Raw genomic sequence first — 16,207 nt, 5'->3', positions numbered from 1 at the left:
AATGGACTTATGAGTGGTTTCTTGAAATAAGTAGGGAAACTCGGCTGCCACCGTTAAAGGGTAATCGCAAGAATTTTTCATTTCTTGCTTGAGAGGGAAAAATGATGCGTTTTTCCAACTTGAGGTGGCACCGCGGTTTACCGTCCTCTGCAGACACATATTTGTGTTTGCGGGGGATTTTTTTATTGGGATTTCAATATATATACCTTTTAGAGAAAAAATCAAAAAACCAGAGGAAATGAAAACTCCGGCACTTGGCCAAAAGGGTTTTCCCTTCCAGGGGTTTATAAGAGCGCATAAGAATCGGGAGGGAATTGAGAGATGAATAATTTGGATGAAAAAAAAATACTCCGTTTCAAAATGGACACAATTGAAGGGGATATCCACACACCCATTGCCATATTTCAGAAATTAGATGGTGACCAGAAGTTTTTATTGGAAAGCTCAAATTCGCATCATGACAACGGCCGCTACTCCTATCTAGGTTCAAAACCTTATCTGGAAGTGACATCACTTGCTGGCCAAGTAAATGTGAAAGATACTGAAACAGGTGATCAAATTGTAAAGAACATCAATATCATCGAGTTTCTAAAAAACGAATTACTAGTGGAGATAGGAGAGGCTCCCATACATCTTCCGCCATTTAACGGTGGTGCAATCGGATATATGGGCTATGATATCATTCGTCTGTATGAAAATATAGGTCCGGTGCCTCCTGATTCTCTGCAAATGCCTGATGCTCATTTTCTCTTTTATAAAGAACTGTATATATTCGATCATGTTCTACAGAAGATCCATCTTTTGACTGCGGAAGAAGATAGTGAAAAAAGTTTATTGGGGATGAAGGAAAAAATCAATCAGGCAAGCAAACCGTCAAAGGAAATATCGTCGGAATATTTGGAATTCAAATCGAATTTCAGTCAGGATGAATTCGAGAAAATGGTCCTTGAAGTTAAATCAGCGATTATAGCTGGTGAAGTGTTCCAAGTTGTTTTATCACAAAGGTTCAAAGCGGACTTCGATGGGGAGCCTTTCGATGCCTACCGTCGTTTACGTTTAGCCAACCCCTCTCCTTATATGTTTTATATAGAATTTGGTGACTATACAATTATTGGGTCGTCTCCAGAAAGTTTGATCAGTGTTTCATCAGGAATGGTTCATGTTAATCCCATTGCCGGTACAAGACCGAGAGGGAAAACGGATGAAGAAGATAAAGGCTTCGAAAAAAGCCTGCTGATGGATGAAAAGGAACTTGCCGAGCATAAGATGCTTGTTGATTTGGGTAGGAATGATCTTGGCAGGGTTTGCGAAATCGGTTCAATCCACCTTACCGAGGAAATGGAAATTCAAAGATATCAGCATGTCATGCATATTGCTTCGAAGGTTAGCGGAAAGCTTAGGGAAGGGTTCACGAGTTTAGATGCGCTGACGGTCTGCCTCCCTGCCGGAACAGTCTCAGGTGCTCCAAAAATCAGGGCAATGGAGCTGATCAATGAACTGGAAAATTGTAAACGGGGGATGTATTCGGGCTCGATAGGGTTCATAGGTTTTGGAGGGGATCTTGATATGGCATTAGCCATTCGGACGATGATCATTAAAGATGGCAAGGCCTATGTACAGGCAGGGGCAGGAATTGTATATGATTCAGATCCAAAAACGGAATTTGAAGAAACACAAAATAAAGCACGCGCTTTAATGGAGGTTCACACAAAATGATTTTATTAATTGATAACTATGACTCGTTCACTTATAACCTTTATCAATATTTAGGAGAAGTGGAAAAAGAAATCATAGTAAAAAGGAATGACGAAATCAGCCTTGCGGAAATTGAGGAACTGAATCCAATGGCAATCGTCATTTCCCCGGGACCCGGCAGGCCGGAAGATGCTGGTATCAGTATGGAAATCATCCGTAATTTTTATGAAAAGGTTCCGCTATTAGGCATTTGTTTGGGGCATCAGGCCATTGGGGCGGTTTTTGGTGCGAATGTGGTTGGAGCGAAACAAATCATGCATGGGAAAACATCGGTTATCGAACATGATGGAACAGGTGTATTTGCCAAACAGGACTTACAATTCCCGGTAATGCGTTACCATTCCCTTGTAGTTGAAAGGGCGAGTTTGCCAGATGAACTGACTGTGACGGCAGTAGCACTGGATGATGGGGAGATTATGGCCCTGAAACATCAAGATTTCCCGCTTTACGGTTTACAGTTCCACCCTGAATCAATAGGGACGAAAATCGGCAAGGAATTATTACATCAATTTTATGAGATTGCGGGAACCTTCCAATCTGAGAAGGAACAATCCATCTTATAAAAAAACGACTGGGGGAGTTAGCGGTGAAGGAGTATTTAGCGAAGTTAGCAGAGCGTCAAACATTGACGGAAGAAGAGATGAGCAGAGCAGCCCAAGCGTTATTTTCTAAAGATATAACCGAAAGCGAGATGGCAGCTTTCATCATTGCCCTAAAATCCAAAGGGGAAACCGCAGGTGAAATAGCAAGCCTTGTCAGAGTCATGAGAAAAGAAGCAAGAAGTGTACGAACAAGCTCTATTAATGTTATGGATAATTGCGGAACGGGAGGAGATGGGTCACAAAGCTTCAATATAAGTACAGCATCAGCATTCGTTCTTGCCGGGGCCGGTGTCAAGGTTGCCAAACATGGAAACCGCAGCATTTCAAGCAAAACGGGGAGTGCGGATGTATTGGAAGAATTAGGTGTTAATTTGTACTTGGAGCCTGACATGTTAAAAGAACTGTTGGAGGAAAATGGGATCACATTCTTATTTGCTCCATCGGTCCACCCTAATATTGCACGGATAATGAAAGTGAGAAAAGAACTGAAAATCCCGACGATATTTAATCTAATCGGTCCTCTGACAAATCCAGTCCAACTCGACACGCAATTAATGGGAATTAATCGACGTGATATGCTCGAGCTTTTTGCGGAAGTCCTACATAAATTAGGCAGGAAACGCGCGGTCGTGATAAATGGTGCCGGGTTTATGGATGAAGCGAGCCTGCAGGGAGAAAATTCACTCGTGCTTTTGGAGCAAGGGGATATTATCCCATTTACGCTGCACCCTGAAGAAGTGGATCTGCCGGTTTACGGAAATGATGCCATCCGCGGCGGTGACGCAAAACAAAATGCCGATATCATGCTTAGGCTTCTCAAAGGGGAAAAAGGGGCCTATCGTGATACCGTTTTATTGAATGCTGGATTGGGATTATACGCACATGGTACGGCAGCAACGATCAAAAAGGGAATCTCCATGGCTAAAGAAAGCCTTGATAGCGGATCGGCTCTTGCAAAGTTAGAAAATCTGATTGCTTATGGCAATAGAAATAAGGTGGTCATGTAATGGAAAATATCTTAACGAAAATCATCGAACAGAAAAAGGTGGAAGTCGCAAAATTAAAAGAAAGGGGCTTAAACGATTCGGTCATGATCAACATAGTCAGACCATCTTTAGTGGAAAATTTGAAAACGGCTAAATCGATGGCGGTTATCGCGGAAATAAAACGGGCTTCCCCTTCAAAAGGGGACATTAAAATCAATGTAAATCCGATCGAGCAGGCCCTTTCATATGAAAGTGGCGGAGCGGCAGCGATATCCGTATTGACGGATGAGGTTTTCTTTAAAGGATCAATTGCAGATTTGAGAATCGTAAGCGAGGCCATACGGATTCCCAGGTTGTGCAAAGATTTCATCATCGATGAAATCCAAATCGATCGCGCCCATCAAGCTGGTGCCACTATCATTCTATTGATTGTGGCAGCACTTTCTAAAGAACGCCTTCATGAATTATATCAATATGCAAAAAGAAAAGGGCTTGAAGTATTGACGGAAGTCCATGATGAAGCCGAACTGGAACGGGCTCTAGAGCTGAATGCAGAGTTAATAGGGATTAACAATCGAAATTTAAAGACCTTCAAAGTGGATTTGGCTGTAACGGAACGACTGGCGAAGTTACTTGATCCTAAACGCCATATCATTATCAGTGAAAGTGGAATCAAAACAAAAGAAGACGTGATGCGTGTGAAGGAAGCTGGTGCAAAAGCGATTTTAGTCGGGGAGACACTGATGACTGCATCAAATCTTCCGCACACGATGGCCGAATTGCAAATGAGTATATAAGGAGATTAATATGTTAGTGAAAATCTGTGGGATAAAGACATTGGCAGCCGCTCAGACTGCTGTTAGTTCCGGAGCAGACTTCATTGGTTTCATTTTTGCCGAGAGTAGCAGGAAGGTTGAGCCAGAGATAGTAGGAGAATTCGGAGCGAATCTAGCTGGACAGGTTAAAAAGGTCGGAGTGTTTGCTAATCAAACTGAACAAGAAGTGATAAAAAGTGCTGAAATTGCAGGATTGGATTATATTCAGCTTCATGGTAACGAGTCTGCCAGCTTTGCCCGCAGAATGCCCCTACCGGTTATCAAGGCCTTTGCCGTCAATTCAGAGAAAGACCTTGAAAACCTTCATGAATACCCAGCAGATTATCTATTAGTAGATCTTCCTAAGAGTTCATCTGGAAAGGGATTGACTTTGGATTGGGATATGATCCGAAAAGCGGATCTGCCACTGGGGAAGGTAATTCTAGCGGGTGGGCTGACTCCGGAAAATGTCGGAAAAGCGATTAATGCCGTTTCACCATTCGCAGTTGATGTAGCCAGCGGCGTTGAAACAAACGGATTAAAAGATGCCGTAAAAATAAAGGCATTTATTAATGAGGCAAAATATACAGCCGGAAAAGAGGAATGAATTGATGAACACTTATACACAGCCTGATAAAACTGGACATTTTGGAGCATATGGAGGCCGTTTCGTTCCGGAAACTTTAATGGCGGCGATTACGGAGCTTGAAGAAGTATATGAACAATCTAAAAATGATCCTGAATTCCAAAGGCAGCTAAATTATTACCTGAAACAGTATATCGGTCGGGAAACACCACTTTATTTTGCGGAGAACTTAACGAGGCTTGCAGGTGGTGCAGATATTTATCTGAAGCGAGAAGACTTGAATCATACCGGAGCCCACAAAATAAATAATACGATCGGTCAGGCATTGCTGACTCAGAAAATGGGCAAGAAAAAGGTGATTGCCGAAACGGGTGCAGGACAGCATGGGGTTGCAACGGCGACTGTGTGTGCTTTGCTGAAGTTGGAATGCATCATCTTTATGGGAGAAGAAGATATCAGGAGACAGAAATTGAATGTATTCAGGATGGAGCTTTTGGGAGCCAAGGTCATATCTGTATCACAAGGAAGCGGGACACTGAAGGATGCAGTGAATGAGGCGTTACGATATTGGGTGGCGAATGTGGATGACACCCATTATATAATGGGATCAGTTCTTGGTCCGCATCCATTCCCCGTTATTGTACGTGATTTTCAAAGCGTGATAGGGAATGAAACAAAGCGTCAATATTCGGAGGTGGTTCACTCCCTACCGGATGCAGTAGTTGCTTGCATAGGCGGAGGAAGTAATGCAATGGGAATGTTTTATCCGTTCATTGAGGATGAAACGGTAAAATTATACGGAGTGGAAGCGGCAGGGCATGGACTTGAAACACCATTACACGCTTCAAGTTTGACTAAGGGGAAACCTGGGGTGCTCCACGGGGCATTCATGTATGTACTGCAGAACGAGGACGGTCAGATCCAGGAGGCACATTCAATTTCTGCAGGGCTGGATTATCCAGGGGTAGGGCCTGAACATAGTTACTTAAAAGATACAAATCGGGTGAAATATACTTCCGTAACCGATGATGAAGCCTTGGAAGCTCTAGCGATGCTTTCAAGGGAGGAAGGGATCATCCCTGCTTTAGAAAGTTCACATGCCATTTCCTACGGTTTAAAGCTTGCTAAAGAAATGGAGAAAGGAACAGGACTGGTGATTTGCCTGTCCGGCCGTGGTGATAAGGATGTTGAAACGGTCCAATCATTGATGGGGGGGAGTGAACATGAATAAATTAACAAATGCTCTTGAAGAATGTCAAACAAAGAAGGAAAAAGCATTCATCCCTTATATTATGGCAGGGGATGGAGGGCTTGAACGGTTAAAGAGCCAGCTTCTTTTTCTTGAAAACAGCGGTGCGACTGCCGTTGAACTAGGTATACCATTCTCTGATCCTGTCGCTGATGGACCGGTTATCCAACAAGCCGGCATCAGATCTTTGGAAAATGGAACAACTTTAAAAGATGTCCTGAAAAAAGTAATGGAAATCAAAAATGAAGTGACCATCCCAATTATTTTAATGGGATATACGAATTCGATCCTGGCATATGGACTTAAAGAGTTTACGAATGACTGTCTCAATGCAGGGATTTCCGGGTGCATCATCCCCGATTTACCGATTGAAGAAGAAGCCATCTTTTCATCAATCAAAACTGCAGGGATCGTTCTTATCCGACTTGTGACACTCACGTCTTCGAAAGAGCGTATCACTGAGATTACTGCAGGGGCGGAGGGATTCATCTACGCAGTTACAGTCAAAGGCATTACGGGTGCCCGTGACGCCTTTGGGGAAGAACTTGGAGGCTATTTAAAGAAGGTAAAAGAGATAAGTCCGGTTCCCGTTCTTGCTGGGTTCGGCATATCGACGCCAGATCATGTCCGTGATGCAATACAATACTGCGATGGTGTCATTGTCGGCAGCAAGATCATCGAATGCTTCGAGACAGGTAAGGAAGATCAAATTGGTGATTTGATACAAGCAAGCAAAGGAGTAGTGCAAAAATGAGGAAAGGAGAGCCATTAAGGCTCTCCTTTTTTCTTAACCAGTTTAATAATTGAAGGCACCCGATATTCAATCCGAATACGAAGCAACTGTGTTTAATTTAATTGATATAAGGGTAAAAGATGTTCAAACGCATCTTGAATGGTTTGAATGAAATCATCATCTTTTAACTTAATAGCGTCATCACGGGAAATTTTTATACCGCAAAGGATTTCGGCTTTTTTTACAGTTTGCAAACGAGTGAACATTGAATTCAAATCATCTACTCCAAGACCATCATGATTGATGACATCAGGTTTTGTATGGTCAATTGACCAAACATAATGGGAGGGAATGCTATTGACTAATCGGCTTGCCTGCTGCTCCAGTTTCTTTCCGATTTCAGTTTTATTAGGGGCTTCATAAATCACGGCATACCAGATGAACATATGCGTTTCCCATAACCCGATTTGGAAATGCGGCATCATTTTATAACCTCTGCTATTGGCAGCGAAAGCAACCCAAGTATCTTTAGGAGGATTCACTGACCGTCTAGCATGCTTTGCAACATGAGGGTGCATTTCATCGCCGGTCATAACTGACAGTTTTTGAGAAAAGTGCTCTCCAAGTGCTTGTAATTTGGGCTGGATCCGTTCTTTTAAAGCATCCATGCGCGGTTCCAATCCATCAATTTTAAAAACATCAAAATCATCTGCTGTAAAACTTGCTATATTCATTTTCATCTCTCCTACCGTAATATCTGCACATATTGTAGCATAAGTAAAAGTAATATATAAAAAAATACGATTTGGGTTGGCATGTAAAATTCCTTATAGGTTATAGCACAAATTAGTTGCTATTTGAGGTAGGAAGTCATATGATAAAATAAATTCAGAAAATTACGTTAATTGATGAAGGGAGAATGTTAATTATGAAACAAGTCATGAACCAAGCATTAAAAGCTAAAGAAGTTGAAAGACATAGAGCTGCAGTGTTAAGGATGGAAATGGACTATGAATTAGCAACCCTTTTTGAAGCAATCGGTGAAGAAAATGACCAAAAGAGGTCACAATGCAAGCAAAGGCTAGAACGCATCCGCTTGGAATTGTTGAAACTGAAAGCCTTGTAACTGATTGGCTGCAGAGATCTTGAAGGAGAATGAATAAAGGAAATGAATCAATTTCAATACAAGGAATTTTATTATAGATGAGCGGACACTTTATTTTATTAAAAAATAATGTGTCCGTTTTTCATTAAATGTCCAATATAATATATAAGGTAGTATTTTATTTAGTCCAGGTCCCTTTAATAAGGAAGGGAAACGTAAATTCAAAGTGGCTTGAAAGTATTTGTGCTGGCTAGCTCATAATTGCGAAAACCGATTAATGGATAGGTGGTCAAGGAATCTTCTTTCCTCATGTTAAAAAAATGGAAAATTTAAGATGTTAAAAACTTGAAGGCAAGCTATATTTGCTTTAATCTTTAGAAAAGGATCATTTTAATGTAGTTTCTGATCACAAAGGACGGGGATATTATAATGGCATCGGTCAAGGAAATGGATACATATGCGAAGTTATGGATGAAAGAAGCGGGTACTAGGCTAAGGGCGTCCTTTAAAACCAAGTTGAATATTGAAATGAAAACGAATCCGAATGATTTGGTTACTAATATGGATAAGGGGATAGAAAAGTTTTTTTGCGAAAAAATCAACGAAGTTTTCCCTGAACACCGCATATTCGGGGAAGAGGGAATGGGCAATGATATTAAAGACCTAAAAGGTACTGTGTGGATCATCGATCCAATTGATGGAACGTTGAATTTCATTCATCAACAGAGGAATTTTGCAATTTCCCTTGGGGTTTATGTGGATGGCATCGGAAAAATCGGCATGGTTTATGATGTCTTTAGTGATGAATTATATCATGCGATTAAGGGGCAAGGAGCATTTCTGAATGATCAAAGGCTGCCATCTCTTGAAGAGGCATCAGTAAGCAAAGCGATAATTTCCATTAATGCAAGCTGGGTAACGGAAAACCGAAGAATCGATCCGAATCTTTTGGCACCGCTAGTTCGGGATGCAAGAGGGACACGTTCTTATGGCTCCGCAGCATTGGAGCTGGCTTTCGTAGCAGCTGGAAGGATTGATGCATACATAACCATGAGACTCATGCCTTGGGACTTTGCCGGAGGAGTTTTACTGGTTGAGGAAGTGGGCGGGGAAGTTAGTAATATTAAAGGTGACAAATTGGATTTCTTAAAAGGTGACTCACTTTTCGTATCTAAACCAGGGCTCCATAAAGAAGTATTCGATAAATACTTATCAGGAAATTCCAGTCATTAGTATCAAGGCCTAATTGAAGGCAGTACCAAAGTTTGGGACGTATGGATTTAAATGTTCGTTATGAAATAATTAACAAAAAAAAACTCGCTGTCTGTCAGCGAGTTTTTTATATTATAACTTCCCGGCTTCACGCAATTTCTTCTTCTGAGTGAAACCGAACCCCATGATTCCGCAAAGAATGACGATTGCAGCTAATATTCCAATCAAGCTCTTCTCAGCAATGAAGATGCCAATGGAGCCAATGCTGGATGTTGCCAATACCGCTAATATTAAGAAATTCCATTTAATGTTCATTAATATCACCCCTAATATATCTATTGTACATAATTTCTGTATTTGTTTCTAGTATGTTTGTGATATAATATGTAAGCTAATACTAGTGATACGTTATACACAAACTTTTTTAGGAGTGAATTTTTTGAAATTAAGAGAAAATATTCGTAATATAGCCATCATTGCCCACGTTGACCATGGTAAAACGACGTTAGTGGATCAGTTGCTTAAGCAATCTGGTACTTTCCGTGAAAATGAACATGTGGAAGAACGTGCGATGGATTCTAATGCGATTGAAAAAGAACGCGGAATCACGATTCTTGCGAAAAATACAGCAGTTCAATACCAAGATACAAGAATCAATATTTTGGATACACCTGGTCATGCCGACTTTGGTGGTGAAGTGGAACGGATCATGAAAATGGTTGATGGCGTTCTTCTTGTTGTTGATGCATATGAAGGCTGTATGCCGCAAACTCGCTTCGTGTTGAAAAAAGCATTGGAACAAAAGATTACACCAATCGTTGTCGTGAACAAAATCGATAAAGATTCTGCACGTCCAAATGAAGTGGTCGATGAAGTAATTGACTTATTCATCGAACTAGGAGCTGAAGAAGAACAGTTAGACTTCCCAGTTGTCTTCACTTCAGGTATTGCTGGTACTGCAAGCCTGGATTCAGATCCTACTAAACAAGAAAAAGACATGACCCCACTTTTCGAAACAATCGTCGAAACGATCCCAGCACCAATTGATAACTCAGATGAACCGCTTCAATTCCAAGTGGCTTTACTTGACTATAATGATTATGTAGGACGTATCGGGGTTGGCCGTGTATTCCGCGGTAAAATGCATGTAGGTCAACAAGTTTCATTAATGAAACTTGATGGGAAGGTTAAACAATTCCGTGTAACGAAAATCTTTGGTTATATTGGCTTGAAGAAAGTTGAAATCCAAGAAGCCGTTGCCGGTGATTTAATTGCCGTTTCAGGTATGGAAGATATTAACGTAGGGGAAACGGTTTGTCCGACTGAACATCCTGATGCCCTTCCAATTCTACGTATCGATGAGCCAACATTACAAATGACTTTCCTTGTAAATAACAGCCCATTCGCAGGCCGTGAAGGTAAATTCGTCACAGCTCGTAAAATTGAAGAGCGTTTGAAAAACCAATTGCAAACGGATGTCAGCTTACGAGTTGAAAATACTGATTCTCCGGATGTCTGGATTGTTTCAGGCCGTGGGGAGCTTCACCTTTCCATCCTGATCGAAAACATGAGACGTGAAGGTTATGAACTGCAAGTTTCTAAACCGGAAGTTATCGTTCGCTTGATTGACGGTGTCCGTTGTGAGCCAGTTGAACGTGTACAAATCGACGTACCTGAGGAGCACACTGGTTCGATCATGGAATCAATGGGAGCCCGTAAAGGTGAATTGTTGGATATGATCAATAGCGGAAGCGGTCAAGTTCGTTTATTGTTCACGATTCCAGCTCGCGGACTTATTGGCTATTCAACTGAGTTCTTAACGATTACACGTGGATATGGTATCATGAACCATTCATTTGACAGCTACCAACCAATGGCCCAAGGTCAAGTCGGCGGAAGACGTCAAGGTGTTCTTGTATCCATGGAATCAGGAAAAACTACACAATATGGTATTATGCAAGTAGAAGACCGCGGGGTTATTTTCGTTGAGCCAGGTACGGATATTTATGAAGGCATGATCGTCGGGGAACATAACCGTGATAGCGATTTAACTGTCAATATCGTTAAAGCGAAACAAATGACAAATATGCGTTCAGCAAATAAAGACCAAACTTCTTCCATGAAAAAACCAAGAATCATGTCACTTGAAGAAGCTCTAGAATATTTGAACGATGACGAGTACTGTGAAGTAACTCCGGACTCAATCCGTCTTCGTAAAAAAATTCTTGATAAAAACGAACGTGAAAGAGCAGCTAAAAGAAAAAAAGTTGCTGTTGAAGAAAAATAAATAGCAAGAGGAGGAGAAAAGATTGGATATCCAAGAGCGATTATCATTTTTTGCAGCATTGTACCGAGTGGATGAAAATCCTGAAGCAGGAATGTGGTATTTATATTTGACGATCTTTGGATTATGCATCCTTGTCTATCAGTTAGGTTTTGCCAAAAAGTTACCTTTGCTAAAAAATGTGGTCATTTATGCGGTAATGGCACTTGGATGTACCCTTCTTTCTTTCTTTGCGGTGTTTCTTCCTATGGGGGAAGCATTAGTCATCGCTTCACTTGTTCTTGGGATCTATAGATTCCGTCTTCATAATTCAAGAAAAGAAGAACAGGCTTAAGATGATGAAATCATTACAGGATGCTTTATACAATTGGTTGACGATCAAAGTTGTCTGTGATGCAAGACCTGATGATACAGCTGCGCGTGATACAGAAATGTTCTTTATGCAGATGTTGAAAGATGATCATCAGGTGATAATCGATTCGGTTTCAAAAACAGAACCTTTTTATTTCGTCGAGTATCTTTTGGGGGACGAAATGAAAAAGCAGCGTTATCCGATTGAATTGATTGATATCATGTTAGACCAAATACAGTTAGAGCCAGATAAGTATAAAAATATCGAGTAATGATAAAAAGAACCGTGCGATATACGCATGGTTCTTTTTTATAGTGCTTTGGGGAGGAAAAGTCCGTAAAAAAGATGTAAGATTGTCCACAAAAAGAAAGCTGTCAAATCAGAAGGAAGGACAGCTTCTGTTTTCGACAGCGTCGATAATGGGAAGTAAAGCATGATTGCCGGCATGATCGTGAAAAATGCAAGTGTGTATTTGTTCCAATTCCTGAAAATCTTCAAAGGACGAAGAATATAAACGTAACTGAACGTAATTGCCAGTGAGAAAAGGAGATGGAAAAAGAACAATGTTGCCTCGCTCCAGGAAACAGATCCGATTACAGGAAGGAAATCCACATTCAATAGGAGCTTATAAACTTGTTTACCGGAAAACAATTCGACCCACTTCATTATCAATCCAAGCAGAATTCCATTGGTGAGACCAATCAGGGAAACTTTATAATTTATTCTACCATTCATCTTCATTTTTGATTGTCCGGTAAAGACGGAAGTTTCCGGTTGCAATCCGTTCGTTCGTACGCTCTTCTATGCGTTGGTTGCATGTATTGCACATATAGGTATGTATAGGGCGGTTGCGAAGTTTCTTAGCTTCTGGGCTATCATCAGGTATAGATTCAATTTGGTCGCATATTACACATTTTACCTTCATATTAGTTGAACCTCACTTCAATTTGAATATGCTTTTAAGTATACCAATATTTTTATGGTAAAACGAGGATAAAGTGAAACTAACATATGAACGTTAACGTTACTTGGTTCATGGCGGATAAAGACAAAAACCCGAAGATTGACTTCGGGTTAGGAGTATTCATTCTTTAAAGTGATTGGATTGATCATTTTGCTCTTTATCGAGTTCTTTTCTTTCCGTTTCATCATCAAGTTTATTTTTTTCCTTTTCAATGTTCTTGGACGGCGTTGGGGTTAAAATATCACCAGGAACCTCAGGAATGACCCGGCTTGTGATGTCAGCCAGTTCATTTAGTATCCCGGTTACCGGTTTACCGTCTTTAATGTCTCTGGCTACCTCCCTGATCCGCTCATTTATATCCGGGTCAGCGACGATGAGGGCATATGCACCTTCAGGATCATGTTTTAAAGTTTCTCCAACTGAGTACTTTATCGTTCCGACCTGTGAACGCTCAATATCTTGGTCGATATCTATTCCGACGATGGCATATTTGCCAAGTACGACTGCGGTGGCATCGTTCACCTCAGGTATGGATTTAGCCAAACCTGTGAGTCTTTCCGCTGTTTGCTGACCTGTATTTCTGTCTGCTTCCTTAATGGTCGAGTTATTGACTTTCGTTAAATTGTTTTTCGCATTATTTTCAGACACTTCATTTTTATTATTCATTGAGCAACCTGTCATCAACAGAACAGCAGCGAGCGACAATATGAATTTTTGCAAAGTGCAACCTCCTTAATGTTTTTTGTTGGTTCCAGCCTGTCCACCATTGCCCAAGTCTGATTCATGTAAGTATAAAATGCAGCCAAACATGTTGTCTTCAATGTTGGGGATAGCATTTTTTGCTGGAAGTTTTCTTTATAGTCTGTAAATGTTCTTCTATCTTTATGCAAATGAACATATATTTTATCAACAGTCTCGTCCGCTACATAACTTCTGAGTGTAGTAAATGGTAAGGCATATCCTAAAGAGCAGGCAGGAGGCGTCATATTGGGGAAAAAAATCTATGTTTTAGATACGAATGTCCTGTTGCAGGATCCGTACTCGATTTATTCATTCGAAGATAATGAAGTTGTCATTCCGGCAGTCGTATTAGAAGAATTGGATTCGAAAAAACGGTATATGGATGAAATCGGAAGGAATGCCAGGCAAGTATCGAAATTGATCGATAGCTTTCGTGAAAAAGGGAAGCTTCATCAGAGCGTTCCGCTTCATAATGGAGGCAGCATAAGGATTGAACTCAACCACCGTTCATTTCATAAGCTTCAGGAAATTTTTGTGGAGAAAACGAATGATAACAGGATATTGGCAGTCGCGAAAAATTTATCTTTGGAAGAAGAGACGAAGGAAGATGGAAAAACGGTCATTTTGGTAAGCAAAGATACTCTCGTCAGGGTTAAAGCCGATGCCATCGGACTTGAGGCAGAGGACTTTTTAAATGATCGTGTCGTAGAACTGGACCATATATACGCTGGGCACAAAGAAGTGTTTGTATCGATTGATAATCTGAATAAGTTTTATGAAAAAAGTTTTCTGGCACTGGAGGAACTGACAAAAGATTCATATTACCCAAATCAATTCCTGTTGATGAAGGACACGCTGGGGAGTTCAGCTTCTGCGATTGGGATAGTGGATGAGAACTGCAGGCTAGTCAAGAAATTGATGTATGAAGGGGAACATATTTGGGGAATTAAACCGAGAAATGTCCAGCAGACGATGGCCCTTGATTTATTGCTTCGTTCGGATATCCAGCTTGTGACGCTCATTGGTAAGGCGGGGACAGGCAAGACTTTATTGGCATTGGCTACAGGATTGATGCAAACTGAAGATTTGTCACAATATAAGAAACTTCTGGTTGCCAGGCCAATTGTTCCTGTTGGTAAAGATATTGGTTATCTGCCAGGGGAAAAAGAAGAAAAATTAAGACCTTGGATGCAGCCTATTTTCGATAATCTCCAATTTTTATTCAATACGAAAAAACCTGGGGAATTGGATGCCATTCTAGCTGGCATGAGTTCGATTGAAGTGGAAGCCTTGACCTATATCAGGGGAAGGAGCATCCCGGATCAGTTCATCATCATCGATGAAGCGCAGAACTTAACAAAACATGAGGTCAAGACCATCTTGACGAGAGTCGGGGAGCGAAGCAAAATTGTATTAATGGGGGATCCGGAGCAAATAGATCATCCTTATTTAGATGAATATAATAATGGTTTGACCTATGTGGTGGAAAAATTCAAGACAGAGCGCATTGCCGGCCATGTTAAATTGATAAAAGGGGAAAGATCTGGATTGGCCCAACTCGCAGCTACGCTTTTATAATCCAATCGGCAAGGGATGTCCCTTGCCGATTGCTCTAAAGATTTCGGTAAGAATGGACTAAGTCTTATTTAACAGTGAAAGACCGTACATTTTTTATCGGATCATTGATGTTGGAAGCGTCTCCGAAATAAATTTCCATAGGGCCGCCATCAGATATTTTAAGCGGCTTTCCATCCTTGGAAAAGCCCAGGAAAAATTCAAGTGCCGTTTCCAACGGGAATGTAAGCTCCTCATTATCGGTTGTAACGATGACTTCAGTTACCCCATTTTCAGGTTCGGCATTTTTTAAAAAAGGTTCAAAAGGGATGCCGAAAGTCCCTTCCAGCAATCTTTGCTTCTCGAACTTTCGTTCCGTTTTTATTGTGGGTGGCATTATTGCGCCTTCCTGTATTTCTTTTTGCCAATGTTTGGAGGCGGCAATCGTATATTCTTCTAATTCATTGACTTGGACTCTTTCAGCGTGGAAATATGTATCGATTTCAACTTTACGGTCATCAAAAATCCATACTCCAGGATCTAGCGTAATTGGATATTTCACTTTTCCATTTATAAATACGATAGGTTCCAAATATCTCATTCCTTTCTGTTGCTCTTTAATGATTATAATCAATTATAATTGAAATGTCACATCTACACGATGGTGAACAATTTCCATGGCTGGATATATTCATTTGAGAGGTGGCAGTGATATCCCAATGGCAAATTGTTTGTCAATGTCCTTGCTTTTTCACAAAACTAAAGGTAGAATTTAGAGATAAGATTTAATCGCTCTGAGCGGGGGGATTTAACATGGCATCTGATATGCTTGTCAATCATCGAGAAAAAGCTTATGCTTTATTAAAAGCAGATGCTGACAAGATTCTAAAACTGATAAAAGTTCAAATGGAAAATCTCACAATGCCTCAATGTCCTTTATATGAAGAGGTACTTGATACACAAATGTTCGGCCTATCACGAGAAATTGATTTTGCCGTACGATTAGGTTTGGTAGAGGAAACCGAGGGTAAATCCCTTTTGGAGGCCCTTGAACAGGAATTGTCAGTTTTGCATGAAGCATCATTAAAAAAATAATAGATAAAACATACTAACTCAAACAAATCTCGATGATTGTTTGAGTTTTTTATTTATATACATAATTAATAGTGTTATACTATATTCAATAGTGACATACTAATTAATCAGTAGAAGCTCAATTGTGTTTTTTATTTTTTTGTTTTTTTTATTTTTTTAATTTTCGATGAAATT

At 40.5% G+C, this 16,207-nt stretch carries 20 protein-coding genes and 1 other annotated feature (1 of these 21 cut by a window edge); of the genes, 14 read left to right on the top strand and 6 right to left on the bottom strand.

Annotated features, from left to right (window positions below; translation table 11 throughout):
• Positions 1-151 (top strand) — a binding site (T-box leader) (it extends 87 nt beyond the left edge of the window).
• 170 nt (positions 152-321) lie between these two features.
• From trpE to trpA, 7 genes are read left to right on the top strand one after another with little or no spacing between them, the layout of a single operon-like run.
• Complete coding sequence (trpE, locus tag FNK51_RS03330; RefSeq protein WP_098371127.1) at positions 322-1,716, top strand: anthranilate synthase component I; 1,395 nt, start codon at positions 322-324, stop codon at positions 1,714-1,716.
• Positions 1,713-2,318, top strand: coding sequence for an anthranilate synthase component II (locus FNK51_RS03325; RefSeq protein ID WP_098371126.1), 606 nt, complete (start codon positions 1,713-1,715; stop codon positions 2,316-2,318). Before trpE ends, FNK51_RS03325 begins: the two co-directional genes overlap by 4 nt.
• Positions 2,319-2,341: 23 nt before the next feature.
• Entirely contained in the window at positions 2,342-3,364 is a 1,023-nt protein-coding gene (gene trpD / locus FNK51_RS03320) for an anthranilate phosphoribosyltransferase (RefSeq protein WP_098371125.1), read from the top strand.
• Positions 3,364-4,140 (top strand): indole-3-glycerol phosphate synthase TrpC, encoded by a 777-nt coding sequence (gene trpC / locus FNK51_RS26360; RefSeq protein WP_181762167.1) that lies wholly within the window; start codon positions 3,364-3,366, stop codon positions 4,138-4,140. The genes trpD and trpC overlap by 1 nt, the downstream gene beginning before the upstream one ends.
• Before the next feature lie 10 nt (positions 4,141-4,150).
• Positions 4,151-4,765: a phosphoribosylanthranilate isomerase gene (locus FNK51_RS26355; RefSeq protein ID WP_181762166.1), complete on the top strand. Its 615-nt coding sequence runs from the start codon at positions 4,151-4,153 to the stop codon at positions 4,763-4,765.
• A gap of 4 nt (positions 4,766-4,769) precedes the next feature.
• The gene (gene trpB / locus FNK51_RS03310) at positions 4,770-5,975 is read left to right on the top strand and encodes a tryptophan synthase subunit beta (protein WP_098371122.1); all 1,206 of its coding nucleotides are present in this window, start codon (positions 4,770-4,772) and stop codon (positions 5,973-5,975) included.
• Positions 5,968-6,747 (top strand): tryptophan synthase subunit alpha, encoded by a 780-nt coding sequence (gene trpA, locus FNK51_RS03305; RefSeq protein WP_098371121.1) that lies wholly within the window; start codon positions 5,968-5,970, stop codon positions 6,745-6,747. The genes trpB and trpA overlap by 8 nt, the downstream gene beginning before the upstream one ends.
• A gap of 92 nt (positions 6,748-6,839) precedes the next feature.
• Here trpA and FNK51_RS03300 read toward each other — a convergent pair whose 3' ends face one another.
• Positions 6,840-7,460 carry a DUF1054 domain-containing protein gene (locus FNK51_RS03300; protein ID WP_141992432.1) on the bottom strand — a complete coding sequence of 207 codons (621 nt, stop codon included), beginning with the start codon at positions 7,458-7,460 and terminating at the stop codon, positions 6,840-6,842.
• Positions 7,461-7,654: 194 nt separating this feature from the next.
• Here FNK51_RS03300 and FNK51_RS03295 point away from each other — a divergent pair, with 194 nt between their 5' ends.
• Together FNK51_RS03295 and FNK51_RS03290 are read left to right on the top strand one after the other, a co-directional pair.
• A complete protein-coding gene (locus FNK51_RS03295) occupies positions 7,655-7,852 on the top strand; it encodes a hypothetical protein (RefSeq protein ID WP_034314018.1) in 198 nt (65 codons plus the stop codon).
• A gap of 408 nt (positions 7,853-8,260) precedes the next feature.
• Entirely contained in the window at positions 8,261-9,064 is an 804-nt protein-coding gene (locus FNK51_RS03290) for an inositol monophosphatase family protein (RefSeq protein WP_098371119.1), read from the top strand.
• 111 nt (positions 9,065-9,175) lie between these two features.
• Here the strand turns inward: FNK51_RS03290 and FNK51_RS03285 are convergent, their stop codons facing one another.
• The gene (locus FNK51_RS03285) at positions 9,176-9,358 is read right to left on the bottom strand and encodes a YlaF family protein (protein WP_034314013.1); all 183 of its coding nucleotides are present in this window, start codon (positions 9,356-9,358) and stop codon (positions 9,176-9,178) included.
• Positions 9,359-9,482: 124 nt separating this feature from the next.
• Here FNK51_RS03285 and typA point away from each other — a divergent pair, with 124 nt between their 5' ends.
• From typA to FNK51_RS03270, 3 genes are read left to right on the top strand one after another with little or no spacing between them, the layout of a single operon-like run.
• Positions 9,483-11,330, top strand: coding sequence for a translational GTPase TypA (gene typA, locus FNK51_RS03280; RefSeq protein ID WP_141992431.1), 1,848 nt, complete (start codon positions 9,483-9,485; stop codon positions 11,328-11,330).
• Positions 11,331-11,352: 22 nt separating this feature from the next.
• Positions 11,353-11,661, top strand: coding sequence for a YlaH-like family protein (locus tag FNK51_RS03275; protein WP_141992430.1), 309 nt, complete (start codon positions 11,353-11,355; stop codon positions 11,659-11,661).
• Between the two features lie 4 nt (positions 11,662-11,665).
• On the top strand, positions 11,666-11,950 hold the full coding sequence (locus FNK51_RS03270) for a hypothetical protein (protein WP_076367911.1): 285 nt from the start codon (positions 11,666-11,668) through the stop codon (positions 11,948-11,950).
• Between the two features lie 38 nt (positions 11,951-11,988).
• Here the strand turns inward: FNK51_RS03270 and FNK51_RS03265 are convergent, their stop codons facing one another.
• The 3 genes from FNK51_RS03265 to FNK51_RS03255 form a co-directional block, all read right to left on the bottom strand.
• On the bottom strand, positions 11,989-12,420 hold the full coding sequence (locus FNK51_RS03265) for a hypothetical protein (protein ID WP_141992429.1): 432 nt from the start codon (positions 12,418-12,420) through the stop codon (positions 11,989-11,991).
• Positions 12,404-12,604, bottom strand: coding sequence for a YlaI family protein (locus FNK51_RS03260; RefSeq protein WP_072272690.1), 201 nt, complete (start codon positions 12,602-12,604; stop codon positions 12,404-12,406). Before FNK51_RS03260 ends, FNK51_RS03265 begins: the two co-directional genes overlap by 17 nt.
• Positions 12,605-12,763: 159 nt before the next feature.
• A complete protein-coding gene (locus tag FNK51_RS03255) occupies positions 12,764-13,363 on the bottom strand; it encodes a YhcN/YlaJ family sporulation lipoprotein (RefSeq protein WP_141992428.1) in 600 nt (199 codons plus the stop codon).
• 267 nt (positions 13,364-13,630) lie between these two features.
• On the opposite strand from FNK51_RS03255, the gene FNK51_RS03250 reads away from it, so the two are divergent.
• A complete protein-coding gene (locus FNK51_RS03250; protein WP_141992427.1) occupies positions 13,631-14,962 on the top strand; it encodes a PhoH family protein in 1,332 nt (443 codons plus the stop codon).
• Positions 14,963-15,026: 64 nt separating this feature from the next.
• On the opposite strand, the gene FNK51_RS03245 is transcribed toward FNK51_RS03250, so the two are convergent.
• Positions 15,027-15,530 (bottom strand): hypothetical protein, encoded by a 504-nt coding sequence (locus FNK51_RS03245; protein ID WP_098371114.1) that lies wholly within the window; start codon positions 15,528-15,530, stop codon positions 15,027-15,029.
• A 221-nt stretch (positions 15,531-15,751) separates the two neighbouring features.
• Between FNK51_RS03245 and FNK51_RS03240 the strand changes: the two genes are divergently transcribed.
• The gene (locus FNK51_RS03240) at positions 15,752-16,033 is read left to right on the top strand and encodes an Fpa/YlaN family protein (RefSeq protein ID WP_098371113.1); all 282 of its coding nucleotides are present in this window, start codon (positions 15,752-15,754) and stop codon (positions 16,031-16,033) included.
• The last annotated feature ends 174 nt before the right edge of the window (positions 16,034-16,207 follow it).

This window comes from Bacillus sp. B4EP4a (genome assembly GCF_006680105.1).
Classification (GTDB): domain Bacteria; phylum Bacillota; class Bacilli; order Bacillales; family DSM-1321; genus Peribacillus; species Peribacillus simplex_E.
The sequence above is the reverse complement of the archived record's forward strand: the minus strand, read 5'-3'. Positions and strand labels throughout refer to the sequence as shown.

Excerpts from the sequence above, each read along its gene's own strand:
- FNK51_RS03290 (WP_098371119.1), top strand. The coding sequence starts at position 8,261 with ATGGCATCGGTCAAGGAAATGGATACATATGCGAAGTTATGGATGAAA.
- FNK51_RS03260 (WP_072272690.1), bottom strand. The coding sequence starts at position 12,604 with ATGAAGGTAAAATGTGTAATATGCGACCAAATTGAATCTATACCTGAT.
- FNK51_RS03270 (WP_076367911.1), top strand. The coding sequence starts at position 11,666 with ATGAAATCATTACAGGATGCTTTATACAATTGGTTGACGATCAAAGTT.
- trpE (WP_098371127.1), top strand. The coding sequence starts at position 322 with ATGAATAATTTGGATGAAAAAAAAATACTCCGTTTCAAAATGGACACA.
- FNK51_RS03325 (WP_098371126.1), top strand. The coding sequence starts at position 1,713 with ATGATTTTATTAATTGATAACTATGACTCGTTCACTTATAACCTTTAT.
- trpB (WP_098371122.1), top strand. The coding sequence starts at position 4,770 with ATGAACACTTATACACAGCCTGATAAAACTGGACATTTTGGAGCATAT.
- FNK51_RS03300 (WP_141992432.1), bottom strand. The coding sequence starts at position 7,460 with ATGAATATAGCAAGTTTTACAGCAGATGATTTTGATGTTTTTAAAATT.
- FNK51_RS26355 (WP_181762166.1), top strand. The coding sequence starts at position 4,151 with ATGTTAGTGAAAATCTGTGGGATAAAGACATTGGCAGCCGCTCAGACT.
- trpA (WP_098371121.1), top strand. The coding sequence starts at position 5,968 with ATGAATAAATTAACAAATGCTCTTGAAGAATGTCAAACAAAGAAGGAA.
- FNK51_RS03265 (WP_141992429.1), bottom strand. The coding sequence starts at position 12,420 with ATGAAGATGAATGGTAGAATAAATTATAAAGTTTCCCTGATTGGTCTC.
- FNK51_RS03285 (WP_034314013.1), bottom strand. The coding sequence starts at position 9,358 with ATGAACATTAAATGGAATTTCTTAATATTAGCGGTATTGGCAACATCC.
- FNK51_RS03295 (WP_034314018.1), top strand. The coding sequence starts at position 7,655 with ATGAAACAAGTCATGAACCAAGCATTAAAAGCTAAAGAAGTTGAAAGA.
- FNK51_RS03240 (WP_098371113.1), top strand. The coding sequence starts at position 15,752 with ATGGCATCTGATATGCTTGTCAATCATCGAGAAAAAGCTTATGCTTTA.
- trpC (WP_181762167.1), top strand. The coding sequence starts at position 3,364 with ATGGAAAATATCTTAACGAAAATCATCGAACAGAAAAAGGTGGAAGTC.